The organism is Salimicrobium salexigens (assembly GCF_900156705.1).
Classification (GTDB): Bacteria; Bacillota; Bacilli; order Bacillales; family Halobacillaceae; genus Salimicrobium; species Salimicrobium album.
The window spans coordinates 22,986-42,635 of the sequence record NZ_FTOK01000004.1; the positions used below are offsets into that span (position 1 = coordinate 22,986).

General features: G+C 48.5%; 20 protein-coding genes, 1 pseudogene and 1 riboswitch. Of the genes and pseudogenes, 8 read left to right on the forward strand and 13 right to left on the reverse strand.

Annotated elements, in window-relative coordinates:
- Positions 1 to 34: 34 nt before the first annotated feature.
- Positions 35 to 934: an acetamidase/formamidase family protein gene (locus tag BW931_RS05700; RefSeq protein WP_076570705.1), complete on the reverse strand. Its 900-nt coding sequence runs from the start codon at positions 932 to 934 to the stop codon at positions 35 to 37.
- A 62-nt stretch (positions 935 to 996) separates the two neighbouring features.
- Between BW931_RS05700 and BW931_RS05705 the strand changes: the two genes are divergently transcribed.
- On the forward strand, positions 997 to 1,401 hold the full coding sequence (locus BW931_RS05705) for a VanZ family protein (protein WP_076570706.1): 405 nt from the start codon (positions 997 to 999) through the stop codon (positions 1,399 to 1,401).
- Positions 1,402 to 1,471: 70 nt separating this feature from the next.
- Here the strand turns inward: BW931_RS05705 and BW931_RS05710 are convergent, their stop codons facing one another.
- The 8 genes from BW931_RS05710 to hmpA all read right to left on the reverse strand — a co-directional run bounded on the left by BW931_RS05710 (position 1,472) and on the right by hmpA (position 8,635).
- The gene (locus tag BW931_RS05710; protein WP_076570708.1) at positions 1,472 to 2,764 is read right to left on the reverse strand and encodes a nucleobase:cation symporter-2 family protein; all 1,293 of its coding nucleotides are present in this window, start codon (positions 2,762 to 2,764) and stop codon (positions 1,472 to 1,474) included.
- Positions 2,764 to 3,348: a xanthine phosphoribosyltransferase gene (locus BW931_RS05715; RefSeq protein WP_008586871.1), complete on the reverse strand. Its 585-nt coding sequence runs from the start codon at positions 3,346 to 3,348 to the stop codon at positions 2,764 to 2,766. Before BW931_RS05715 ends, BW931_RS05710 begins: the two co-directional genes overlap by 1 nt.
- A gap of 153 nt (positions 3,349 to 3,501) precedes the next feature.
- A riboswitch (purine riboswitch) is annotated at positions 3,502 to 3,603 on the reverse strand.
- Positions 3,593 to 4,573, reverse strand: a complete 981-nt coding sequence (guaC, locus tag BW931_RS05720; RefSeq protein WP_076570710.1) for a GMP reductase — start codon at positions 4,571 to 4,573, stop codon at positions 3,593 to 3,595. It overlaps the preceding riboswitch by 11 nt.
- A 116-nt stretch (positions 4,574 to 4,689) precedes the next feature.
- The gene (locus tag BW931_RS13675) at positions 4,690 to 4,869 is read right to left on the reverse strand and encodes a hypothetical protein (RefSeq protein WP_234972587.1); all 180 of its coding nucleotides are present in this window, start codon (positions 4,867 to 4,869) and stop codon (positions 4,690 to 4,692) included.
- 42 nt (positions 4,870 to 4,911) lie between these two features.
- The gene (locus BW931_RS05725) at positions 4,912 to 5,634 is read right to left on the reverse strand and encodes an amino acid ABC transporter ATP-binding protein (protein WP_076571092.1); all 723 of its coding nucleotides are present in this window, start codon (positions 5,632 to 5,634) and stop codon (positions 4,912 to 4,914) included.
- 5 nt (positions 5,635 to 5,639) lie between these two features.
- Complete coding sequence (locus BW931_RS05730; protein ID WP_076570712.1) at positions 5,640 to 6,296, reverse strand: amino acid ABC transporter permease; 657 nt, start codon at positions 6,294 to 6,296, stop codon at positions 5,640 to 5,642.
- Positions 6,297 to 6,380: 84 nt separating this feature from the next.
- Positions 6,381 to 7,202, reverse strand: a complete 822-nt coding sequence (locus tag BW931_RS05735) for a glutamine ABC transporter substrate-binding protein (protein ID WP_076570714.1) — start codon at positions 7,200 to 7,202, stop codon at positions 6,381 to 6,383.
- A gap of 245 nt (positions 7,203 to 7,447) precedes the next feature.
- The gene (gene hmpA, locus BW931_RS05740; protein ID WP_076570716.1) at positions 7,448 to 8,635 is read right to left on the reverse strand and encodes an NO-inducible flavohemoprotein; all 1,188 of its coding nucleotides are present in this window, start codon (positions 8,633 to 8,635) and stop codon (positions 7,448 to 7,450) included.
- A 166-nt stretch (positions 8,636 to 8,801) separates the two neighbouring features.
- Here hmpA and BW931_RS05745 point away from each other — a divergent pair, with 166 nt between their 5' ends.
- Genes BW931_RS05745 through BW931_RS05755 form a run of 3 tightly spaced genes read left to right on the forward strand, consistent with a single transcriptional unit; the run spans position 8,802 to position 11,222 of the window.
- Positions 8,802 to 9,233 carry an RrF2 family transcriptional regulator gene (locus BW931_RS05745; RefSeq protein ID WP_076570718.1) on the forward strand — a complete coding sequence of 144 codons (432 nt, stop codon included), beginning with the start codon at positions 8,802 to 8,804 and terminating at the stop codon, positions 9,231 to 9,233.
- Between the two features lie 27 nt (positions 9,234 to 9,260).
- Positions 9,261 to 10,733: a Na+/H+ antiporter NhaC family protein gene (locus BW931_RS05750; protein WP_076570720.1), complete on the forward strand. Its 1,473-nt coding sequence runs from the start codon at positions 9,261 to 9,263 to the stop codon at positions 10,731 to 10,733.
- Between the two features lie 36 nt (positions 10,734 to 10,769).
- Entirely contained in the window at positions 10,770 to 11,222 is a 453-nt protein-coding gene (locus BW931_RS05755; protein ID WP_076570722.1) for a hypothetical protein, read from the forward strand.
- Between the two features lie 23 nt (positions 11,223 to 11,245).
- On the opposite strand, the gene BW931_RS05760 is transcribed toward BW931_RS05755, so the two are convergent.
- Positions 11,246 to 12,166, reverse strand: a complete 921-nt coding sequence (locus BW931_RS05760) for a prenyltransferase (RefSeq protein ID WP_076570724.1) — start codon at positions 12,164 to 12,166, stop codon at positions 11,246 to 11,248.
- A gap of 102 nt (positions 12,167 to 12,268) precedes the next feature.
- The gene (locus tag BW931_RS05765; RefSeq protein WP_076570726.1) at positions 12,269 to 13,189 is read right to left on the reverse strand and encodes a prenyltransferase; all 921 of its coding nucleotides are present in this window, start codon (positions 13,187 to 13,189) and stop codon (positions 12,269 to 12,271) included.
- Between the two features lie 147 nt (positions 13,190 to 13,336).
- Between BW931_RS05765 and BW931_RS05770 the strand changes: the two genes are divergently transcribed.
- The 4 genes and pseudogenes from BW931_RS05770 (at position 13,337) to BW931_RS05790 (ending at position 16,751) form a co-directional block, all read left to right on the forward strand.
- A complete protein-coding gene (locus BW931_RS05770; RefSeq protein ID WP_076570728.1) occupies positions 13,337 to 13,771 on the forward strand; it encodes a YkvA family protein in 435 nt (144 codons plus the stop codon).
- Between the two features lie 80 nt (positions 13,772 to 13,851).
- On the forward strand, positions 13,852 to 15,021 hold the full coding sequence (locus tag BW931_RS05775) for an MFS transporter (protein ID WP_008586895.1): 1,170 nt from the start codon (positions 13,852 to 13,854) through the stop codon (positions 15,019 to 15,021).
- Positions 15,022 to 15,161: 140 nt separating this feature from the next.
- Positions 15,162 to 16,426, forward strand: a pseudogene (locus BW931_RS05785) (PTS mannitol transporter subunit IICB); the annotation flags it as partial.
- Positions 16,389 to 16,751 carry a mannitol dehydrogenase family protein gene (locus BW931_RS05790; RefSeq protein WP_076570734.1) on the forward strand — a complete coding sequence of 121 codons (363 nt, stop codon included), beginning with the start codon at positions 16,389 to 16,391 and terminating at the stop codon, positions 16,749 to 16,751. The pseudogene BW931_RS05785 and the gene BW931_RS05790, both read left to right, overlap by 38 nt.
- A gap of 94 nt (positions 16,752 to 16,845) precedes the next feature.
- Here BW931_RS05790 and BW931_RS05795 read toward each other — a convergent pair whose 3' ends face one another.
- Together BW931_RS05795 and BW931_RS05800 are read right to left on the reverse strand one after the other, a co-directional pair.
- Entirely contained in the window at positions 16,846 to 18,066 is a 1,221-nt protein-coding gene (locus BW931_RS05795; RefSeq protein WP_076570735.1) for an iron-containing alcohol dehydrogenase, read from the reverse strand.
- On the reverse strand, positions 18,063 to 19,628 hold the full coding sequence (locus BW931_RS05800; RefSeq protein WP_076570737.1) for a long-chain-fatty-acid--CoA ligase: 1,566 nt from the start codon (positions 19,626 to 19,628) through the stop codon (positions 18,063 to 18,065). Before BW931_RS05800 ends, BW931_RS05795 begins: the two co-directional genes overlap by 4 nt.
- Positions 19,629 to 19,650: the final 22 nt, after the last annotated feature.

The following is a 19,650-nucleotide window of genomic DNA, read 5'->3' on the forward strand; positions in this document are numbered from 1 at the left end:
GCTTCGCAATTTCGCGAAGCACTTTTTTAGTGAATCAGAATAGCTGAATATCATACGCTTCCAGAACGTATCGCGGAATAGAGAAACGGGCCGTTTTAAGCGGATCGACTACCTGACTGACTTCCACCTGACCTGCGGCACTTGCAAGCATCGTCAGCTCAGATAGCGACATATCAAGGCGCGGGTGAAGATGGTCGATGATCATTTCCACTGCTGTATCCACTGCATCATCCAGGGTTTCTTTGGAAACAATCGCAGCTGCTCCTTCCCCGTCTTCAAGCATCGGGTAGGAGATGGACTCTGTTTTGAGCGTTTCCACGGTCAGAGTCACTTCTGCCGGAATTTCAACTCCCGAGACGCTGACTTCCCCGTCTCCCATAGCCGCATGAAGGTCGCCGAGTGAAAGCAGTGCTCCCTTTTGGAAGACTGGAAAATAAAGAGTGGCACCTTCCGCAATACGTTTCGTGTCCATATTTCCTCCGTGTGCATCAGGGGTGCCGCAGTTCACGCCTTCGCCTTCCGGTGCCACGCCGATGACGCCGATCATAGGATTCAGGGGTAGAGACAATTTCTCATCAAACACCACTTTCCCGTCCTTCAAAGGAAGTATTTTAACTTCGAAGTCTTCCATACGGTGACCGAGTACGCCGAGCCCGGGCCCTGTAAGCATGACCCCCTGTTCGCCGAGAGTGATATCATCAATACGGACTTTCAGTACGTCCCCGGGTTCTGCATCCTCCACGTAGATCGGTCCGGTTGCGGGATTGATTTTCTCCCAGTCCATACTTTTCATTTCATAATCTTCCGTCCGGATCTGGTTTTCGAAACAGTCGTATGTATCGACTTTGATCTGTTCACCGGAAGAAACGGTGAGAGCCGGAGGGTTATCTTTATCCATAGAATAGACGAAGTGCTCTTTCGCTAAATGTTTCATCGCGTTATCGACTCCTTTCTTGTGATTAGGTATTATTATATAGGAAAGGGAGTGGCCGGGTCATGTCAAAAGTTCAGAAAATTTCAGGAGTTCTTGCCATTCTCTGGATGGCATGCATTTTTTACTTATCCCATCAGGCGGGAGAGGAGTCGAGTCAGCTGAGTTCAATTGTTGCAGCTCTGTTCTCGGCGATTCCCGCGGCAGAGGAAACCCTGCATTATATCGTAAGAAAAGGCGCACACGTTTTTGCTTATTTCCTTTTGACGCTGTTTCTTTACGGTGCTTTTCGCAGGTGGTACAAAGCTTCTGCCGTAGCCGTGCTGTACGCTGCAACTGATGAGTTCCACCAGACATTCATTCCGGGGAGGAGCGGGCAGATCAGCGACGTGGCCATCGACAGCATAGGCGTTGTAACCGCAGTACTGCTGGTTTTCCTCGTTCTGAACAGGAGCGGTCGGCATACGTAGAGTCCGTGGAAATAATAAAAAAACAGCACATCGCTCCCCGTAAGGAGTCCATGTACTGTTTCGGAATAGTTCAGGAAGCTCTTTCGGCAGCCGGCACTTCCACTGCGCTTTTTTTCGAAAAAGAGGCGTGGAAGACGATGTTGAGAACGATGGCGGTCAGGCTTCCGGCTACGATACCGTTACTTGTCAGAATCTGTATGCCTTCCGGAAGCGAACGGAAAAGCTCGGGAACGGTCGTTACACCGAGCCCCATTCCGATGGAACAGGCGACGATCATCGAGTTTTCCGTGGAATCGCGGATAACCGGGCTGAGCATTTTGATGCCCTGGGAAATTACCATGCCGAACATCGCAAGCATCGCACCTCCGAGAACCGGTGTCGGGATGACAGTAGTGACCGCGGCGATTTTTGGAAGGAAACCGAGGATGATCAGCATACCTCCCGTTGTGAAAATAACCTTCCGCGACTTTACCCCCGTCATATTCATCAGTCCGACATTTTGAGAGAAAGCTGTGTATGGAAAAGCGTTGAAGACGGCGCCGAGAAAGATAGCAAGACCTTCCGAACGGTACCCGCGGGTGAGGTCTTTCTCGTCCGGAACTTCGTCCCTCATATCACTGACGGCGAAATAGACGCCTGTGGACTCGACGAGGGAGACCATGGCGACGAGCGTCATAGTCAAAATCGCCGACCAGTGAAAAGTGGGCATCCCGAAGTAGAAAGGTTCCACCATGTGGAATACATCAGCTTCTCCGACAGCCTGGAAGTCCACTTTTCCGAACAAAGCGGCAATTACGGTGCCTGCGACGAGTCCGAGCATGATGGAAATGGCTCTCGTGAATCCGGTTGAAAACCGGTACAGAGCGATGATGACGGCAAGCGTGCCGAACGCGAGAAGAAGGTTGGATGCGGAACCGAAATCTTCTGCTCCTTCGCCGCCGCCCATATTTTTGATTGCTTCAGGTATGAGAGTGATTCCTATCACCGTGACGACAGTTCCTGTCACGACGGTCGGAAAAAAACGGACGAGCTTCCCGAAGAAGCGGGCGAACAGCATGACGAGAAGTCCGGAGGCGAGGAGAGCCCCGTATATACCCGATACTCCGTACTGACCTCCTATCGCAATCATCGGACCTATCGCTGTAAACGTACATCCGAGAACGACCGGAAGACCGATGCCGAACCATTTCGTCCGGATCACCTGCAGTATAGTAGCGACCCCGCACATAAGCAGATCGATGGCGACGAGATAAGTGAGCTGGGCGGATGATAGGCCGAGAGCGCCTCCTACAATCAGCGGAATGAGGACGGCGCCTGTATACATGGCGAGCAGATGCTGGAAACCGAGTGCAGCTGTTTTCATCAATCTTCCTCCCTCTCAGAAAAAGTGATCGTTTCTTCGGTCATTTCGCTTATAATCGCCAGTGATTCGATGCGGATATTGCTCTTTCTTAAGTCGGAACCTCCGTTTTGAAAGCCTTTTTCGATGACAATCCCGCATCCGGCCAGCCCTGCGCCGGATTCACGTACGATATCGATCATTCCTTTAAGGGCCTGGCCGTTGGCGAGAAGATCGTCAATGATCAGTACGTGATCATTCTCACTAAGATACTCCTTCGATATACTTATGCTGTTCGTCGTTTCTTTTGTATAGGAATATACGTCTGCGGTGAACAGCTGATCGTTCAGAGTCAGTGACTTCTGTTTTCTGAGAAACACGACCGGTACGTCAAAAAACAGTCCGGTCATGACAGCAGGAGCGATACCTGAGGACTCCAGCGTTATAATTTTCGTGACGGGTTCATTTTTGAATTTCGTGTAAAAAGCTTCCCCGATATCCTTCATGAACGAAGGGTCCACACTGTGGTTCAGAAAAGAATCGACTTTAATGACAGAAGGCGAGAGGACCACGGCTTCTTCTCTTATTTTTTCTTCAAGTGCTTTCATAAGGCAGCATCTCCTAACAAAGGGTTTTGACCAAACATTTTCGTTTATAAATAAAGAAGACGCATCTGCTGTGAAAAAGCAGACGCGTCTCTTACAGGGGTGTTTCCCTCATAAGCGGAATCGGAAAGGATTCCCGAAATAAGAGTCCTTCCCGGCACGTAACAGCTTTTTCATAGTCAGTCCCTTTACGGGGGACCGGTAGAAACTCGCAGGCCATATCCCTGCTATTATATGAAAAAGAAAATCAGATTCTATCTCCGTTGAATATCGAGTTTTTGACGATTACATAATCGACGTGGCGCAGTCCTTCGATATCTCTTCCTCCTGCGTAGGAGATGGCGGACTGAAGGTCCTGTTCCATTTCCGTAAGGGTGTCTTTGATGTTCCCTTTATGTTCCACGACTATTTTTTTACCTTCCACGTTTTTCTTCTCACCTTTTTGAAACTCGGAAGCAGAGCCGAAGTACTCTTTATAAAGAGTGCCGTCCACTTCTTTCGTGTCTCCGGGAGATTCTTCGTGACCGGCGAACAGAGAACCGACCATGACCATGCTTGCACCGAAGCGGATCGACTTGGCTATATCTCCGTGTGTGCGGATACCTCCGTCGGCGATCACCGGTTTCGTTGCGGCTTTTGAGCACCAGCGGACTGCAGCCAGCTGCCATCCTCCGGTACCGAAACCGGTTTTCATTTTCGTGATACAGACTTTACCGGGACCGATACCGACTTTCGTAGCGTCCGCTCCGGCATTTTCGAGTTCACGCACAGCTTCCGGTGTGCCTACGTTCCCGGCGATAACGAAAGTTTCCGGCAGTTCTTTCTTAATGTAGCGGAGCATGTTCAAAACAGCGTCCGAGTGACCGTGTGCAATATCGATCGTCATATAATCAGGGACCATGTTTTCTTTTTTCAACGTGTCAAGGAAGTCATATTCCTCATCTTTTATGCCGACACTGATCGAAGAAATGAGTCCGGCCTTTTTCATCTCCCGTACGAAATCCAGCCGTTTCTCCGGTTCGAACCGATGCATCACGTAGAAATAATTGTTTTCCGCGAGTTTCCTAGCGAGGGACTCGTCCACGATGGTCTGCATGTTGGCCGGTACGACCGGTAATCTGAACGTGTGTTTTCCGAGCGAAACGGAAGTGTCACATTCCGAACGGCTCGAAACGATACATTTCGAAGGAATCAGCTGTATATCTTCATAGTCAAAAACGTTTTCCATGATTTTTCACCTCTAAAAGCGAATATTTTTTATGTGTTTATGTTTATCATTCGGTCTATGAATAATGTAAAGGAATTTTGGATGTTTGTCAAAGTAAAAACCGAACAATATTTTAATTATAAAATAAATGTTCGGTTTTTAGCCGGAACTACTATTTTCGGAACCATAACAAAAGAACAGAACATAAGTCCTTCGCGAATTTGGATCAGACTGCCGTAATCAGTCATATCGGCTGATTTAAAGGTGGCAGGGACCGATCCGGCTCCGCAGAAGTCTATGTGCTGTTCCTGGAACATCATCGCCGTCGGCGTGAATGTTCGGTTTCTGTTTCTATACTTTCACAAAACTTTACTTAAAAACTCTCTGGTCCGTTCATGCTGGGGGTTCCCGAACAGATTCTCCGGAATGTCCTCTTCCATAATAACCCCTTCGTCCATAAAAATAACCCGGTCTCCCATCTCACGGGCGAATCCCATTTCGTGTGTAACGACGACCATGGTCATACCTTCTTTCCCCAGATCTTTCATTACTTCGAGAACGTCTCCCACCAGTTCCGGGTCGAGGGCCGAGGTCGGCTCATCAAAAAGCATGATTTTCGGGTTCATCGCAAGAGAACGGGCGATGGCTACACGCTGTTTCTGGCCCCCGGAGAGGCTCTCAGGATAAACGTCCGCTTTTTCTTCGAGGCCGACTTTCCTTAGAATCGGGATGGCTTCTTTTCTGGCCTGTTCTTTGGAAACTTTTTTGATTTTCATCGGCCCGATCGTAATATTTTCCATTACGGTCATGTGCGGGAAAAGATTGAAGTGCTGAAAGACCATTCCTACGCGCGTACGTACTTCGTTGATGTTTACGTTTTTGCCGGTAAGGTTGTCGCCTTCGATGAATACGTCCCCCGAAGTCACCTCTTCGAGCAGATTCAGACAGCGTAACAGCGTGCTTTTACCCGAACCGGATGGCCCGATGACACACACGACTTCCTGTTCCTTCACTTTCATGTCGATCCCTTTCAGCACTTCGTTTTTTCCGAAAGATTTATGCAGGTTATTCACTGTAATCATTTCACTCATACATCCAGTCTCCTTTCCACTTTACGAAGGTACAGGGCTGTCGGCACCGTGATTGCAAGGTAGAGAAGACAGACCATCGTGAGAGCTTCAAAAGCGGCGAAAGTGGTACCGTAGTATTGCTGCCCCATATACAGCAGTTCTCCCACAGCGATTACCGAGAAAAGGGATGTATCTTTCAGGCTGATAACGAACTGATTTCCAAGAGGCGGAATCATCCGTTTGAAAGCCTGGGGCCATATGATATATCTCATCGTCTGAGACCTGGTCAGACCGATGGAGCGGCCTGCTTCGCTCTGTCCTTTATCGATGGAGTAGACGGCACCACGGACGATTTCTGCTATGTAGGCTCCGGCATTTAATGAAATCGCTATGATGGACGCACTGATTTTATCGATATTGAACCCGAGAAGGTCGGGGAGACCGAAATAAATGAACAGGATCTGGGCAAGGATCGGTGTCCCTCTGAGAGCCTCCACGTAAATAGAAGAGATCCCGTAAAAGAGTTTATTTTTAGATAATCGTCCCATTCCGAAGATGGCTCCGAGAATGAATCCGAAAAACAGACCGACTCCGGTAATGATCAGAGTCCAGATCAGCCCTTCGAACAGGAAAGGCAGTACCCGTATGTAGTGAGACTCCATAATTGCTTCCATGTAAACGAACGCTCCTTCACTATGAATGGATGATTGAAATGGTAAAAATCAGGCGTAACAGAATACCGCTACGCCTGAGCTGGTTTATTCCGAGGATTCCGTGCCGTATTTACGTTCACCGAACCACTCTTCATAAATATCATCATACGTTCCATTGTCGATCAGTGTCTGAAGAGCTTCGTTGGCAGGGTCTACAAGTTCGGAATCTTTAGGGAAAGCTATACCATACTGTTCTCCCTGAAGCGTCTCGCCGACCGTTTTCAGCTCACCTTTGGCATCGTTATTTACGTAGTACTTAACGTTCGGGACGTCATACATGACTGCGTCCACCCGTCCTGCCTGCAGGTCCATGTATGCTTCCACAATACCCGGAAAAGTGACAACTTCGGCATCGGGATGGTTTTCTTTCAGGTACTGCTCACTCGTAGTACCGGAACGTGTCCCGACTTTCTTTCCTGCCAGGTCATCTTCCGATTTGATATCGCTGTTGCTTTCCTGAACGGCGATTGTAAGTCCGGCGTCATAATATGGTTCCGAAAAATCGATCGTTTCCGCACGTTCTTCGGTGATAGTCATACCGGCAATTCCGATATCATATCGTCCGGACTGCATACCGGCCACCACTCCGTCGAACTTCATGGATTCGATTTCCACTTCAAAACCGGCTTCATCGGCTACGGCGCGGATAAGATCCATATCGAAACCTTCCATTTCACCTGTATCTTCGTTCAGAAATTCAAAAGGGACGAAGTTGTTATCGGTGGCGACAGTGTATGACTCCCCGCTTTTCCCTTCATCACCGGATGATTCTTTGCTTTCGTTGGCATCGCTCTCTTCGGATGAACCACAGGCTGCAAGTAACAAGATGAAGAATGAAATAATTAAAAGACCTGACCACTTTTCCATCAATTTTCCCCCTCTTATAAGATACCTTTACTTATTGCAAACTTTATCAACAAAGTAAATATTCTGAATAATTTAAGATTACGGGATATACACCCGTATAACGGGGTTCGATGAAGAAAGAGAGGGCTTTCCTTTTAAATACTCATGCTGCCGTCCCTATACGTTCCTACATGAAAAAACCGCAGAAAACAAATTGTTTTCTGCGGGCGGTACTGCTTCGTTACCGGAGTTTGTTTCTATAAAATTTACAGAGTGCCTTTAGGGCCGAAAAATTCATAATTGACCTGTTCGTCAGGAATTCCCCATTCGTGCAGGGCTCCATTCATGGCACGCATGAATCCTTCAGGGCCGCAGAAGTAGAAGTCCGCTTCTTTCGGTACGACGTTTCTGAGCCAGTCGAGATCTACGTATCCGGCTTTATCGTAAGCGGCAAGCGTTTTATCCTCTTCGGAAGGTGTTTCGTAGACGACGTACGTCTGCTCACCGTCCATCTCTTCTTTCAACCCGTGGACACCACCGTTTCTGGCAGCATGAATGAAGTAAACGTCGCGTTCATCCCGTGTTTTCTTGTACATACTCATGAGAGGAGTGAGGCCGACACCTCCACTCAGTAATACGACCGGGCGGGAAGTGGACTCATTGAGGTAAAAGTCCCCGGCAGGTGCACTTATCGGCACGACATCCCCTTCCTGTACCTGGTCATGAAGCCAGGTGGAGACGAGCCCGGCAGGAATTTCTTCCGTTCCGCCTTCACGCTTGACGCTGATGCGCAGATAGTCCTTGCCCGGGGCATCGGATAAACTGTATTGTCTGCGCTGCGTATGCGGATAATCAGGGATATCCGCTTTGATACCGATGTACTGACCGGGCCGATAGGAAGGGAGAGAACCTCCGTCTTCCGGTTTCAAATAGAAAGAGGTGATTTCTTCACTTTCTTTCACTTTTTTATGGATAGTGAAAAGACGGTATCCCGTCCAGGCACTTGCTTTGTACTTCCCATCTTCGATACTGATGAAAAGGTCGGCTATCTCTCCGTAGGCGAGTTCCCAGGCGTCAATGACTTCTTCATCTACTGCGTCCCCAAGAACTTCTTTGATCGCTTTAAGAAGATATTCTCCGATAATCGGATAATGTTCCGGACGAATGTTCAGGCTAACGTGTTTTTCAGCAATCGTTTCAGCGGCCGGAGCGATGGCGGAAAGATCATCAATGTGGCTGGCGGCAGCATAGACCGCGTTCGCAAGCGCACGTGGCTGCTTCCCGTCTTTCTGATGAGTCATGTTGAAATAGTTTTTCAGTTCGGGACGTTCCGTGAGCATTCTTTTATAAAAGTGGGTGGTAATGGCCTCACCGTGTTCTGCGAGCACCGGTACGGTCGCTTTCACAATTTCTCTTGTTCTTTCATCTAAACGGCTTGTTACTTGAGTAGCCATATTCTCAACCTCCAAAAGATGTATTTTTAATATATCTTTATGATAGTAGTATTTAAAATGAATAGCAATGGGTTTGCAGAGTCTTTTATGAATATTTTGTTAACGGAATCAAAAGCGGATATGATACCATAAGTGGTACGAGAAAAGTGAAAATGAGGAATGAAATATGAGATTAAAGAAATATACAGACTATGCTCTGCGCGTTCTTATGTTCACCGCGGTGAAAGAGGACGGGGAACTGGCCAGTAAGAAAGAGATTTCCGAAGCTTTCGGGATATCGATGAACCATCTTGCCAAAATCGTCCATGAACTTCAGAAATCGGGGTATGTGGAAACGGTGCGCGGCCGAAACGGCGGCATCCGTCTGGCCAGGCCCCCGGAGGACATCAACGTCGGGGCAGTGGTGAGGGTGATGGAAGATGACTTCAATCTGTTTGAGTGCTTCAGTTGCGATACGGATTACTGCGTCATTTCTCCCGTGTGTAAACTGAAAAGTATCACGGGGAGAGCGCTCAGAGAATTTCTGAGAGTGCTTGATGCGTACACGCTTGCGGATATCGTCGAAAACAGGCAGCAGCTTGAGGAGTTTTTAAACTAAACACAGGAATAGTTAGGTGGGAGAAGTATGAATGGTAACGACGCGATTAATGAAGCTACTGGAGAAAGAGAAGTAAAACGACTGGATTTTCGTGGCGGACCGTTCGCTGCCACGATTCCACTCGTTTTTTTCATTATATGGGCGATTACGCTCAGTGTGACAAATCTCGTCACGGAGCGGGCACTGATACTCGGTATAGTCATCGGTGTCGGGATCGGGCTGTTTTTCGTCAAGTCCAAATGGGCGGACTATGCCCAGTCGCTGATCAGTGGTATGGCGCAGCCTGTGGGTATTGTTGCCATCATCGCCTGGTTCTGGGCCGGTATGTTCGCCACTCTTCTTTCGGCCGGAGGTCTCGTGGACGGGCTTATCTGGTTCGGCTTCCAGACAGGTCTTGAAGGGGGAGGGTACGTCGTACTTACGTTTCTGCTCGCTTCTCTTTTCTCGACTGCTGTAGGTACAGGGTACGGGACGGTGGCCACGTTCGGTATCCTTATGTATCCGGCAGGGATCGTCCTCGGTGCGGACCCCGTTATTCTGCTGGCTGCTATTTTGAGCGGTGCCGTTTTCGGAGATAACCTTGCGCCGGTCTCCGATACGACCATCGTATCCGCAACGACTCAGGACGCAGACGTGCCCGGTGTTGTGCGTTCCCGTTTCAAATACTCGGTTTTTGCAGCTGTCCCGGCAGCCCTGCTGTTTTATTTCACCGGGGGAGGCGGTCAGACAGGAGATGCTGCTCTTGTCGCCGAACTGGAAAGTGAAGTGGCTGCGAGCGGTCTTCTTATGCTGATTCCGTTTGCGCTCGTTCTTTACCTGGCACTTAACGGCCAGCATCTGATCACTTCGCTTACTTGGGGGATTCTTGCCGTCATCGTTTTCATCTTATTCATGGACGTGCCTCTTACGAGTGTACTTAACATCTATGAAAACAGTGCAGGAGATGCGGTAGTCGAAGGAGCTCTTATCGAAGGGATCAGCGGCTACTTCAATATGGCTATTCTCATACTGTTCATTATGGCATCGGCTCATCTGCTGGAAGCAGCAGGCACAATGGAGAGAATCAAAGATTTCTTTCTCGGAATCATCAAAAACGTCGTCCGGCGCGCAGAGCTTACCATGTTCGGAATTGTAGCTTTTCTCAACGTATTCATTACAATCAATACGGCGGCTGAAATTGCAGCTGCACCTTTTGTGAGAAAAATAGGAGAGGAAATGAATATCCATCCCTACCGCCGGGCTAACTTTCTGGATACTGTAACTTCGGCACTCGGCTACATATTTCCGTGGAGTGCGGGCGTGCTGCTTGCGTGGACAACGATTCAGACGGCGGCCGAAAACTACGACTACGTTACAGTCGTATCGCCGATGGAAGTATTCCCGTTCGTTTACCAGGGATGGGGGCTTCTTATCGTAATGTTCGTTGCCGGCTGGACCGGCTGGGGCCTCAGATTCAAAGGTAAAAACGGTGAGGAAGTGAAACCGGGTGATGAAAAATAATACTGCACATATAAGTGCGAGTGAGGTGTCCGACTGGTGAAGTATGCTGCCGGAGTTTTGATTATTGCTTTTCTCGTAGCGGGAGGGGTATTTGGCGCCTTTTTCCTCACTTCCGGAAACGAGATAAAGGACCCGGAAATAAGCAGAATTGTAGAAGACGACTATAATCTCGAAACGAATCGTGAACAGTCGAATGTGAAAGACAGCTATGAAAGTTTACTCACCCAGGCGGAAGACCGGCTTGCAGAACTTAAGACAGAGGTGAAAGAAGACCTGGAAGAAGAGAGTTCCTACCTTGATATGTATGAAAAATATGAGCCGGCTGCAAAAAAACTGGAAGAGAAAACGGATGAAAAATTTCAGGATCTGCACGAACAGTTACAGCAGGCAGGGGAAGAAGAGAAAGCTTCCACACTGAAAGCACAGTATGAACGGCAAAAAGAGCAGTGGAAAAAGTCGATTGTAAAAGAAATGAAGGAGAGCCTCTGAACGGCTCTCCTTCCCTGTGTTTTTCAGATGAATAATCCTGACCACAGACCGACGATTGCTGTGAGAAGGAATAATTTCTTTTGTTTTCGTGAAACATCTTCATTGTCTTCAACATCCATACGCAGCACGATGAAAATGGCTGCGAAAGATAAAATAGCCGCTCCAGCCCCTGCTATTGGACGTTCCAGAAGAACCCAGAAGGCACAGATGCTGCATAAAATGGAATAAAGAAGAGCAGGAAGGCTGCTGTACTTATCCCCGAACTTATTTTTCATCCATACAACGGTTGTAATTTTAGCCGGTGTAGCATTCTCATCTGCGAAACGGTCCGGAATATGATGGACCATGTTCCAAATCAGACTGAACAAAGCTACTAAAAGAGCATTCTGGTAAGCCCAGAGCGGCAGCGATTCCATAACGAGCCATGGACCTGCAAGTCCTATGAAGTAAAACGCAGGAAACATGGAGATCCATTCCCCGGCCCAGGGGTAGTAACTCGACCTTACAGGCGGGAGGGAGTAGCTGGCGGAACTCCAAAACCCGATTAATAGCAGAGAAGCAATTTTTATGTAGCCGGTCAAAAAGAAAATAACGATTAAAGTGACGATAGTGGCTATGGCAAGGAGACCGATCGTGCGAAGAGTTCTGATAGTGACCAGGTTATTCTGTACGATGCGGCTTCCCCCGGAGAGAATAGCAGGGCTTTCTGCATCTGTCCCTGACATATAATCGGTATAATCATTCAGCACGTGCGTCAAAACTCCCTGCACTAGTACCACACCCGTAAGGAGCAGTAAAATTACGACAGTAAGTTCTGCCGGGGAAAAGGAGTAGTATAGGTATATAGGTAACATGGCAGCTATAATAGCCGGCAAACTTGAAGAAAGTACGGCGACGATTCTGAGCATGGGGAATACTGTCTTAAATATCGAAGAAGCATTCATCATAGACCTCCTTTTTGCCTTATTTTACAGGGGGGGGAGGGAGGAATATCAACGAACCGCTTACATTCCCCGGGAAATATTTGCAGGGAGAGGCTTTCTTTCCTAAATAAACAGACCGGTCCATAAAGCCGCAGTCATGGTAAGAATGAGCAGCATCTTTTCTTTTTGCGACACATCTTCGTTGTCTTCAAGGTTCAACTGCAGCACGATAAAGACGGAGGCAAAAGAAAGAACAGCTGCACCGGCGCCCGCAACGGGACGTTCCATAAAAATCCAAAAGGCACAGAGACTGCATAAAAGAAAATAGAGGAGGGCGGGTGCACGGCTGTACGTGTCTCCGAATTTATTTTTCATCCATACGACAGTCGTAATTTTGGGAGGTGAAGCATTCTCATCCGCAAACCGGTCCGGAATATGGTGGACCATGACCCAGGCCTGAGTAAACAGAGCTATGAGGAGGGCGTTCTGATATGCCCAGAGGGGCGGCGACTCCATAACGATCCAGGGACCTGCAAACCCTATGAAGAACACAGCAGGAAACATGGAGAACCATTCCCCGACCAATGGATAGTAGCCCAGTCTCAGCGGAGACATGGAGTAGGTAATGGAGCTCCAGAGTCCTATCAGCAATAAAACAGCTATTTTTATGTAACCGGAGAAAAAGAGGACGATGCCTGCAGTAAGAATGACGATAATAGAAATGATGCCGATTTTGAGGAGTATCCCGGCAGTAACGAGGTTATTCTGAATAATGCGGCTTCCTCCTGAAAGAATACCCGGGCTTTTATCATCCGTGCCGGACATACTGTCGGCATAGTCGTTCAGTACGTGTGTGAGAAACCCGTGGATAAGTAACGCTCCTGCAAGAAGTAAGAGGAGAACGAGCGTAAGCTCTCCTGCAGAATAGGAATAGTACAGATACATAGGCAGAATGGTGGCTATAATTGCTGCGAAGCTTGAAAAAAGCACGGCGATGAGTCTTACCAGAGTGAAGGCTGTCCGAAATAGCGAAGGAACGTTCATCGTAAACCTCCTTTTTGCTTTATTTTACAGAGGGGAAGAAGGAATAGCAATTGAACTTCCCCATTTCCCGGGAAATATTCGTTCGAAAAGGAACGTTTACAGGTGAAGGGTAAGGGAAAACAACAGTCTAGAAGGAGTGATAGCATTATGAAGAAGAAGTTCGACCCTAAAAAACTTTATCGTGATTTCATGGGAAAGAATAGAGGAACAGTAAGAGAATACATGTCGAATCCGTCCAAGATGAAACAGCTGTTTCAAAATGCGGAAGAGAAAGCTGAGAAAAATGAAGGGTATCTTAAGGAAGCTGTAGAGAAGATCATGCTTCTGGCTTCTCTCCTCAGAGCGTACAAACGGGGAGAATACAGAGATGTATCCAACAAAACGATCGTTATGGTTGTAGTGACTCTTCTCTATTTCGTGACGCCCGTAGACGCGTGGCCGGATTTCCTTCCGCTTGGGTACGTGGATGACCTTGCTCTTCTCGGTTATACGATGAGAGTGATCAACGAAGATCTGGATGCGTTCCGTGAATGGAAGGAAGCGCAGGAACAAGAGGAAACAGCTCCCGAAAATAACTCCTGAAATACCGGGGGTTATTTTTTATAACAAAAATTCAACCTGAAAATAACGGGTAATAACTAATCATCGGTAGGAGGGGTGAAATGAAAGATAATTTCTGGACCGGGAGAGAGCACGTCATGTTTCTCGGTGCCATATTCTGTTTCTGGTTCGCAACTTACATATATGTACCTACGTTCAGCGTCTATTTGGAACGTATCGATCTTTATTACTCCGAGATAGGGATAATCCTCGGAGCATACGGAATCACTCAGGTTCTGTTCAGATGGCCGCTCGGAGTACTGCTTGAATGGATGAGCGGGAATAAGAAAAAGTGGCTTCTGCTCGGATTCATGATCGGTACCGGAAGCGGAGTCATTCTTGCTGTATCCGAAACGTTTTCCCTGATTCTTATCGGACGTCTCCTCGCCGGAGTAACGGCCTCCATGTGGGTAATGGCAACTATTATGTACGGTCAGAACTTCCCGCTCTCCAAAAGTACGCAGGCGATGAGTACGATGCAGTTCATGACCGTGTTCACCCAATTCGTCAGTATGCTTCTCTGTTCTGTACTGATCAGCTGGTACGGATGGGACTTTCCATTCTGGGCCGCTTCCGTATTCAGCGTCATAGGAGCTCTCCTTTTACTGGCCGTTCCGGAAATGAAATCCGACACAGAGAGAGGCGAGCGGACATTCCGGCAGATTTTTATGAAAACGCTGGGTATGGGAGAAGTGTGGGGGATCTCCGGTCTATCGCTTTTTGCTTATGCTATCCTGTTCATCACTATTTTTGGTTTTTCTCCTCTTTATATTGTGGAACAGGGGCATTCGGAATCGGCGATTACGTGGCTCGTCGTTGCCTTCTTTCTTCCGCATATGCTCACGTCTCTTTCTCTTGCCTACATACCTCTCAGGGAAGGAAGCGGATTACGTCTGGTGTTCGGAAGTTTCCTGCTCTCTGCAGTTTTTCTGGCAGTTCTGCCCACGGCTTCGTTTGCAGGCTTCCTGCTTTTGCATGCAGGTACAGGCTTCGCGCTTGGTATGATTCTCCCCCTCCTTCTTGGCCGGGCAGCTGCTTTGGGGAAGGAAGGGGACGGTATGGCAGTAATGGGAATGTTCCAGTCGCTGTACGCCATTGGCATTTTTGCAGGCCCTTACGTGTCCGGGAAGCTGGCAGAAGGGGCCGGGCTGACCGCTCCTTTTTACTTTGCTGCCGCACTCGCTGTCACGGGGGCGCTGCTTACGATGGTAATGAAGAAGTGGTTATCGTGAATTCATAAAGAGAATGCTCCGGGCTTATTTCCGCTTTTAATTTTTGTCATCGCAGTTGTGACAAAGACGTGTTTTTGTTTTCTTGTTCACCTCCATGTAATCGCTTTATTATTAAGGTAACAACAAAGGAGGAATCGAGGATGGAACAAGCAGAAAAACAGGGCGGAATCCGCGCAAAAGTACAGCGGTTCGGAAGCTTTCTCAGTGGAATGATCATGCCGAATATCGGGGCTTTCATTGCCTGGGGTCTGATTACGGCATTATTTATTGAAGACGGATTTTTACCGAATAAGGATCTGGCTTCACTTGTAGGTCCGATGATTACGTACCTGCTCCCTTTACTGATCGGTTTTACCGGAGGCCGTCTTATTCACGGCATACGGGGCGGAGTGCTCGGTGCAATTGCCACGATGGGAGTTATCGTAGGTGCACCGGAGACACCATGTTCATGGGAGCGATGATCATCGGTCCGCTTGCCGGATTAAGCATCAAACTTATTGATGATGCGCTTGAAGGGAAAATCCGTTCCGGTTTTGAAATGCTCATCAACAATTTCACCGCCGGAATTGCCGGTGCGATATTGGCAGGATTCGGTCTGTTCCTTATCGGTCCCGTAGTGGCGGGACTCACCACTGTGCTTGGGGTAGCGGTCGAACTCATGATTAATTGGGGAGTGCTTCCTCTCGTCAACTTATTCATTGAACCGGCAAAAATACTCTTTCTTAACAACGCGATTAACCACGGAATTTTAAGTCCGCTGGCAGTGGATCAGGCTCAGCAAACAGGGAAGTCTATTCTCTTCCTGCTTGAGACGAACCCGGGTCCCGGTCTCGGCGTCCTGCTTGCATATATGTTTTTCGGGAAGGGTGTATCTCGTCAGACTGCTCCGGGCGCTGCCGTTATCCACTTCTTCGGTGGTATCCATGAAATCTACTTTCCTTATATTCTTGCGAAACCGACGCTTATCCTGGCGGCTATGGCCGGTGGTGTGACCGGTACGGCAACGTATGTGGCTATGGGAGTAGGAGCGACGTCCACTCCATCCCCGGGAAGTGTGTTCGCTGTTCTCGGTCTTACTGCGAACGGTGACCATTTAGGAGTAGCTTTCGGTATTTTGACGGCGACACTTGCCTCACTGCTTGTCGCTTCGTTAATCCTTAAATTCAGTAAAGAAAAAGGAGAAGGCGATTTAAATGAAGCTACCGAAAAGATGGAAGGAATGAAAGGGAAAAAGAGCAGCGTTTCTTCCGCTATCACTTCTACCGGCGAAGAGAAGACAGAACAGGAGCCGACTGCAGCTGCAACGAGTGCCGGAGAAGTTCCGGACGTAGACAAGAAGGAAGTCGACCGCATCATTTTCTCCTGTGATGCAGGAATGGGATCCAGCGCTATGGGAGCTTCGGTATATTGAAAAAATCATAGAACGTTTCAACAATCCGGATCTTTCCGACTTCGTAGCCCGAGTGGGCAGAGGTCCGATACGGAAGCTCGGCCCGGATGACCGCCTCGTGAAACCGGCCCGGACATATATTCAAACGATGCATGAAGACCCCGTGAATCTTATAGAAACAATCATGTCTGCTCTCACCTATGAAAACAGCGAGGACCAGGAAGCTGTAAGGCTGAAAGAATTACGGACAAGAATGGGGATCCTCGGAGCTTTCAAAGAAATAACGGGTCTGGATGACCGGGACGAACTGGTGGAAGCTATAGCGAAAAAGCTGGATTGACGTGAAAACAGCCCCGCCGGAAACCCTGGTATAGCTTCCGGTGGGGCTGTTCAGTATTTCTTCCGGAATCGTCCGGATAATGATGCAATCTGAATCATACTTTTTGTGCACTTACCTTTTCGTAAATACGTGTCATTTCGTATGCAGACATAAATTTAGGAACCGGGTAAAGAGGATGTGCTTCCTGCAGTGATTTTTCAACCATTGCAGGGATATCCTCTTTTTTTATTTCCGGAAAAGTCCCTTCTATACTCATTTCTTCGTTCATCTTCCTGATTGATGTAATGAAAGCTTCGGCTTTTTCCCTGTCGTTCATCGAAGAAGTCGTTATGCCGGCACTGGCAGCAAGGTCTGCCAGACTTTCGTATACGGTCTCTCCGTAATACTCAAGTACGTGAGGCAAAAGAGCGGCGTTCGCTGCTCCGTGCGGCGTGCCGTAAAAACCGCCGAGTGTGTGGGCGATGGAATGCGTGTAGCCGACGTAGGCTCTGGTAAAAGCAAGACCTGCGTAATAGGCGGCCTGCTGCATGGCGAAACGCGCCTCCCTGTTACCGGGATGATGATAGGAGGTGAGCAGATTTCCGAAAATAAGTCTGACCGCTTTACGGCTCAGGAGTCGGGTTTCCCTCGTGCCGCTTCCTCCGATGTAGGATTCCACCGCATGAGTGAGGGCGTCCATCCCCGTAGTCGCCGTTATCTGGGCAGGTAGGTTCAGAACGAGCTCCACATCGAGAACTGCTTTATCGGGAATGAGGGAAAGGTCGATCAAAGGATACTTCTCCCGGTGTGCCGGATTGGAAATAACGGTAGCCGCCGTCCCTTCACTCCCTGTACCTGTCGTGGTCGGTACAGCGATAAGCATAGGCGTCTTTCTTCTCACGCGGAACAGCCCTTTCATATCTTCGATTGTTTTGTCAGGACAGGCTACTTTCGCAGCTACCCCTTTGGCACAATCCATCGGGGAGCCGCCCCCGAAAGCGATGATCGCCTGACAGTGATGATAGCTGTATTCGTGCAGCGCATCTCTGATGTTATCAAGCGTCGGGTTCGGCAGGGTCCGGTCATAAACGACGTACTCAATGCCCTGCTCCCATATATTCTGGAGGAAAGCATCCATGATTCCGGAAGTCTTTACTCCGCTGTCCGTAACGATCAGCAATCTTTCAAATCCGTCTTTCCCGAGCTGTTCGGCAAGGGACAGAACGCTTCCTTCCCCCTGATAAAGTTCCGGACGCCGCCAGGGAAGAAGACGGCTGGAGGCTTTCATCGTTTTCTGGAAAGTACGGTACGCTATTTTCTTCTGCGGGCTGATCATGATTCTTCTACTGCCAGGTTGCGGAGCTTCACTTTCTGGATCTTTCCGCTTGCCGTTTTCGGAAGTTCTTCCAGAAACGTGACCGCTGTCGGACATTTGAAGTGGGCAAGTTTTTCCCGGGAAAAAGCGATGATTTCTTCTTCGCTCAGTTCGGAGCCTTCCTTGCGTACGATGATCGCATGCGGCGTTTCTCCCCATTTTTCGTGAGGAAGAGCTATGACGGCCGCCTCCTGGATTTCGTCGTGGTCATAAAAGACACTTTCCACTTCAATAGAGGAGATGTTTTCGCCGCCGCTGATGATGATATCCTTCTTTCTGTCGGTGATGGCGATTCTTCCGTATCCGTCCACAGTACCCATATCTCCGGTGTAGAGCCACCCGTTCCGCAGCGTGCGATTCGTTTCTTCTTCGTTCTTCCAGTAGCCTTTCATTACGCCGGGTCCTTTTACAATCACTTCTCCGACTTCTTTCCCGTCTTTCGCGACTTCTTCACCTTCCTCGTCCACTACCCGCACTTTTGTACCGATCACTTCAAGTCCGGCTTTCGCTTTCGCTGCATAATAATCATCACCTTCGTACTCTTCCTCCGTAGATATATAGGAAGCGGTACTGAGCGGGGAGGATTCGGTCATGCCGTAGACCTGATAAAACTCCCAGCCGATTTCTTCTTCGATTTCTTTCACGAAAGCCTTCGGCGGAGCGGAGCCTGCAATGACCAGACGCATATTATCGGGGGTCTCGGGCTTCGTTTCATGATATTTACTGATCAGGCCGTTAAGGACCGTAGGCGCCATATGCATAACGGTAGCGTTATGTTTGTGAGCCTTTTCCAGAATCTCTTCGGGTATGACTTTTTTCTGCATGATTTGCGTAGCACCATTGGCTGTGTAGTAAAAAGGGGACCCCCAGCCGTTCACGTGGAACATCGGAAGAATATGGATAAGTTTGTCCTGATCGCTCACTCTCAAATGATGCTGGATGGAGAGAGCGTGAAGGTAGTTGTTTCTATGTGTAAGCATTACGCCTTTCGGGTTCCCGGTCGTGCCGCTCGTATAAAGAAGCGTCGCCGTATCATTCTCTTTTACATCGGCACGGGGGAAATCGGAGTCGGGAAAAGAAGCGAGCCAATTTTCATACCCCGGCATCCCGTTTTTATCCTCTTCCTCGCCATGAACGATAATATGCTCTACGGTGTCAAGCTGTTCTACAATAGGTTCGATTAAAGGCACGAGTTCATAGTCCACGAACAGCACTTTACTGCCACTGTGGTCAAGGATGAAGCGGTAGTCTTCCGGTTTCAGGCGGGTATTCAGGGAGACCATGATTCCTCCGGTCTGAAACACTCCGTAAAACCCTTCGTACATTTCAAGGGTGTTCGGAGCGAGATAAGCTACACGATCCCCCTTTTCCACGCCGAGACTCGAAAGTCCATGAGAGAGCTGCTGAACCCTTTTATATACCTCATTATATGTATGGGCATAACCATCCTGGTCGATGATAGCTTCTTTCGTACCGTAAACCGTTACGGCCCTGTCCAAAAAATCAGTAAGCAATAATTCCATATTCTGAACCCCCTTTTATATA

Excerpts from the sequence above, each read along its gene's own strand:
- BW931_RS05700 (WP_076570705.1), bottom strand. The coding sequence starts at position 934 with ATGAAACATTTAGCGAAAGAGCACTTCGTCTATTCTATGGATAAAGAT.
- BW931_RS05705 (WP_076570706.1), top strand. The coding sequence starts at position 997 with ATGTCAAAAGTTCAGAAAATTTCAGGAGTTCTTGCCATTCTCTGGATG.
- BW931_RS05710 (WP_076570708.1), bottom strand. The coding sequence starts at position 2,764 with ATGAAAACAGCTGCACTCGGTTTCCAGCATCTGCTCGCCATGTATACA.
- BW931_RS05715 (WP_008586871.1), bottom strand. The coding sequence starts at position 3,348 with ATGAAAGCACTTGAAGAAAAAATAAGAGAAGAAGCCGTGGTCCTCTCG.
- guaC (WP_076570710.1), bottom strand. The coding sequence starts at position 4,573 with ATGGAAAACGTTTTTGACTATGAAGATATACAGCTGATTCCTTCGAAA.
- BW931_RS13675 (WP_234972587.1), bottom strand. The coding sequence starts at position 4,869 with ATGTTCCAGGAACAGCACATAGACTTCTGCGGAGCCGGATCGGTCCCT.
- BW931_RS05725 (WP_076571092.1), bottom strand. The coding sequence starts at position 5,634 with ATGATTACAGTGAATAACCTGCATAAATCTTTCGGAAAAAACGAAGTG.
- BW931_RS05730 (WP_076570712.1), bottom strand. The coding sequence starts at position 6,296 with ATGGAAGCAATTATGGAGTCTCACTACATACGGGTACTGCCTTTCCTG.
- BW931_RS05735 (WP_076570714.1), bottom strand. The coding sequence starts at position 7,202 with ATGGAAAAGTGGTCAGGTCTTTTAATTATTTCATTCTTCATCTTGTTA.
- hmpA (WP_076570716.1), bottom strand. The coding sequence starts at position 8,635 with ATGGCTACTCAAGTAACAAGCCGTTTAGATGAAAGAACAAGAGAAATT.
- BW931_RS05745 (WP_076570718.1), top strand. The coding sequence starts at position 8,802 with ATGAGATTAAAGAAATATACAGACTATGCTCTGCGCGTTCTTATGTTC.
- BW931_RS05750 (WP_076570720.1), top strand. The coding sequence starts at position 9,261 with ATGAATGGTAACGACGCGATTAATGAAGCTACTGGAGAAAGAGAAGTA.
- BW931_RS05760 (WP_076570724.1), bottom strand. The coding sequence starts at position 12,166 with ATGAATGCTTCTTCGATATTTAAGACAGTATTCCCCATGCTCAGAATC.
- BW931_RS05765 (WP_076570726.1), bottom strand. The coding sequence starts at position 13,189 with ATGAACGTTCCTTCGCTATTTCGGACAGCCTTCACTCTGGTAAGACTC.
- BW931_RS05770 (WP_076570728.1), top strand. The coding sequence starts at position 13,337 with ATGAAGAAGAAGTTCGACCCTAAAAAACTTTATCGTGATTTCATGGGA.
- BW931_RS05775 (WP_008586895.1), top strand. The coding sequence starts at position 13,852 with ATGAAAGATAATTTCTGGACCGGGAGAGAGCACGTCATGTTTCTCGGT.
- BW931_RS05790 (WP_076570734.1), top strand. The coding sequence starts at position 16,389 with ATGCAGGAATGGGATCCAGCGCTATGGGAGCTTCGGTATATTGAAAAA.
- BW931_RS05795 (WP_076570735.1), bottom strand. The coding sequence starts at position 18,066 with ATGATCAGCCCGCAGAAGAAAATAGCGTACCGTACTTTCCAGAAAACG.
- BW931_RS05800 (WP_076570737.1), bottom strand. The coding sequence starts at position 19,628 with ATGGAATTATTGCTTACTGATTTTTTGGACAGGGCCGTAACGGTTTAC.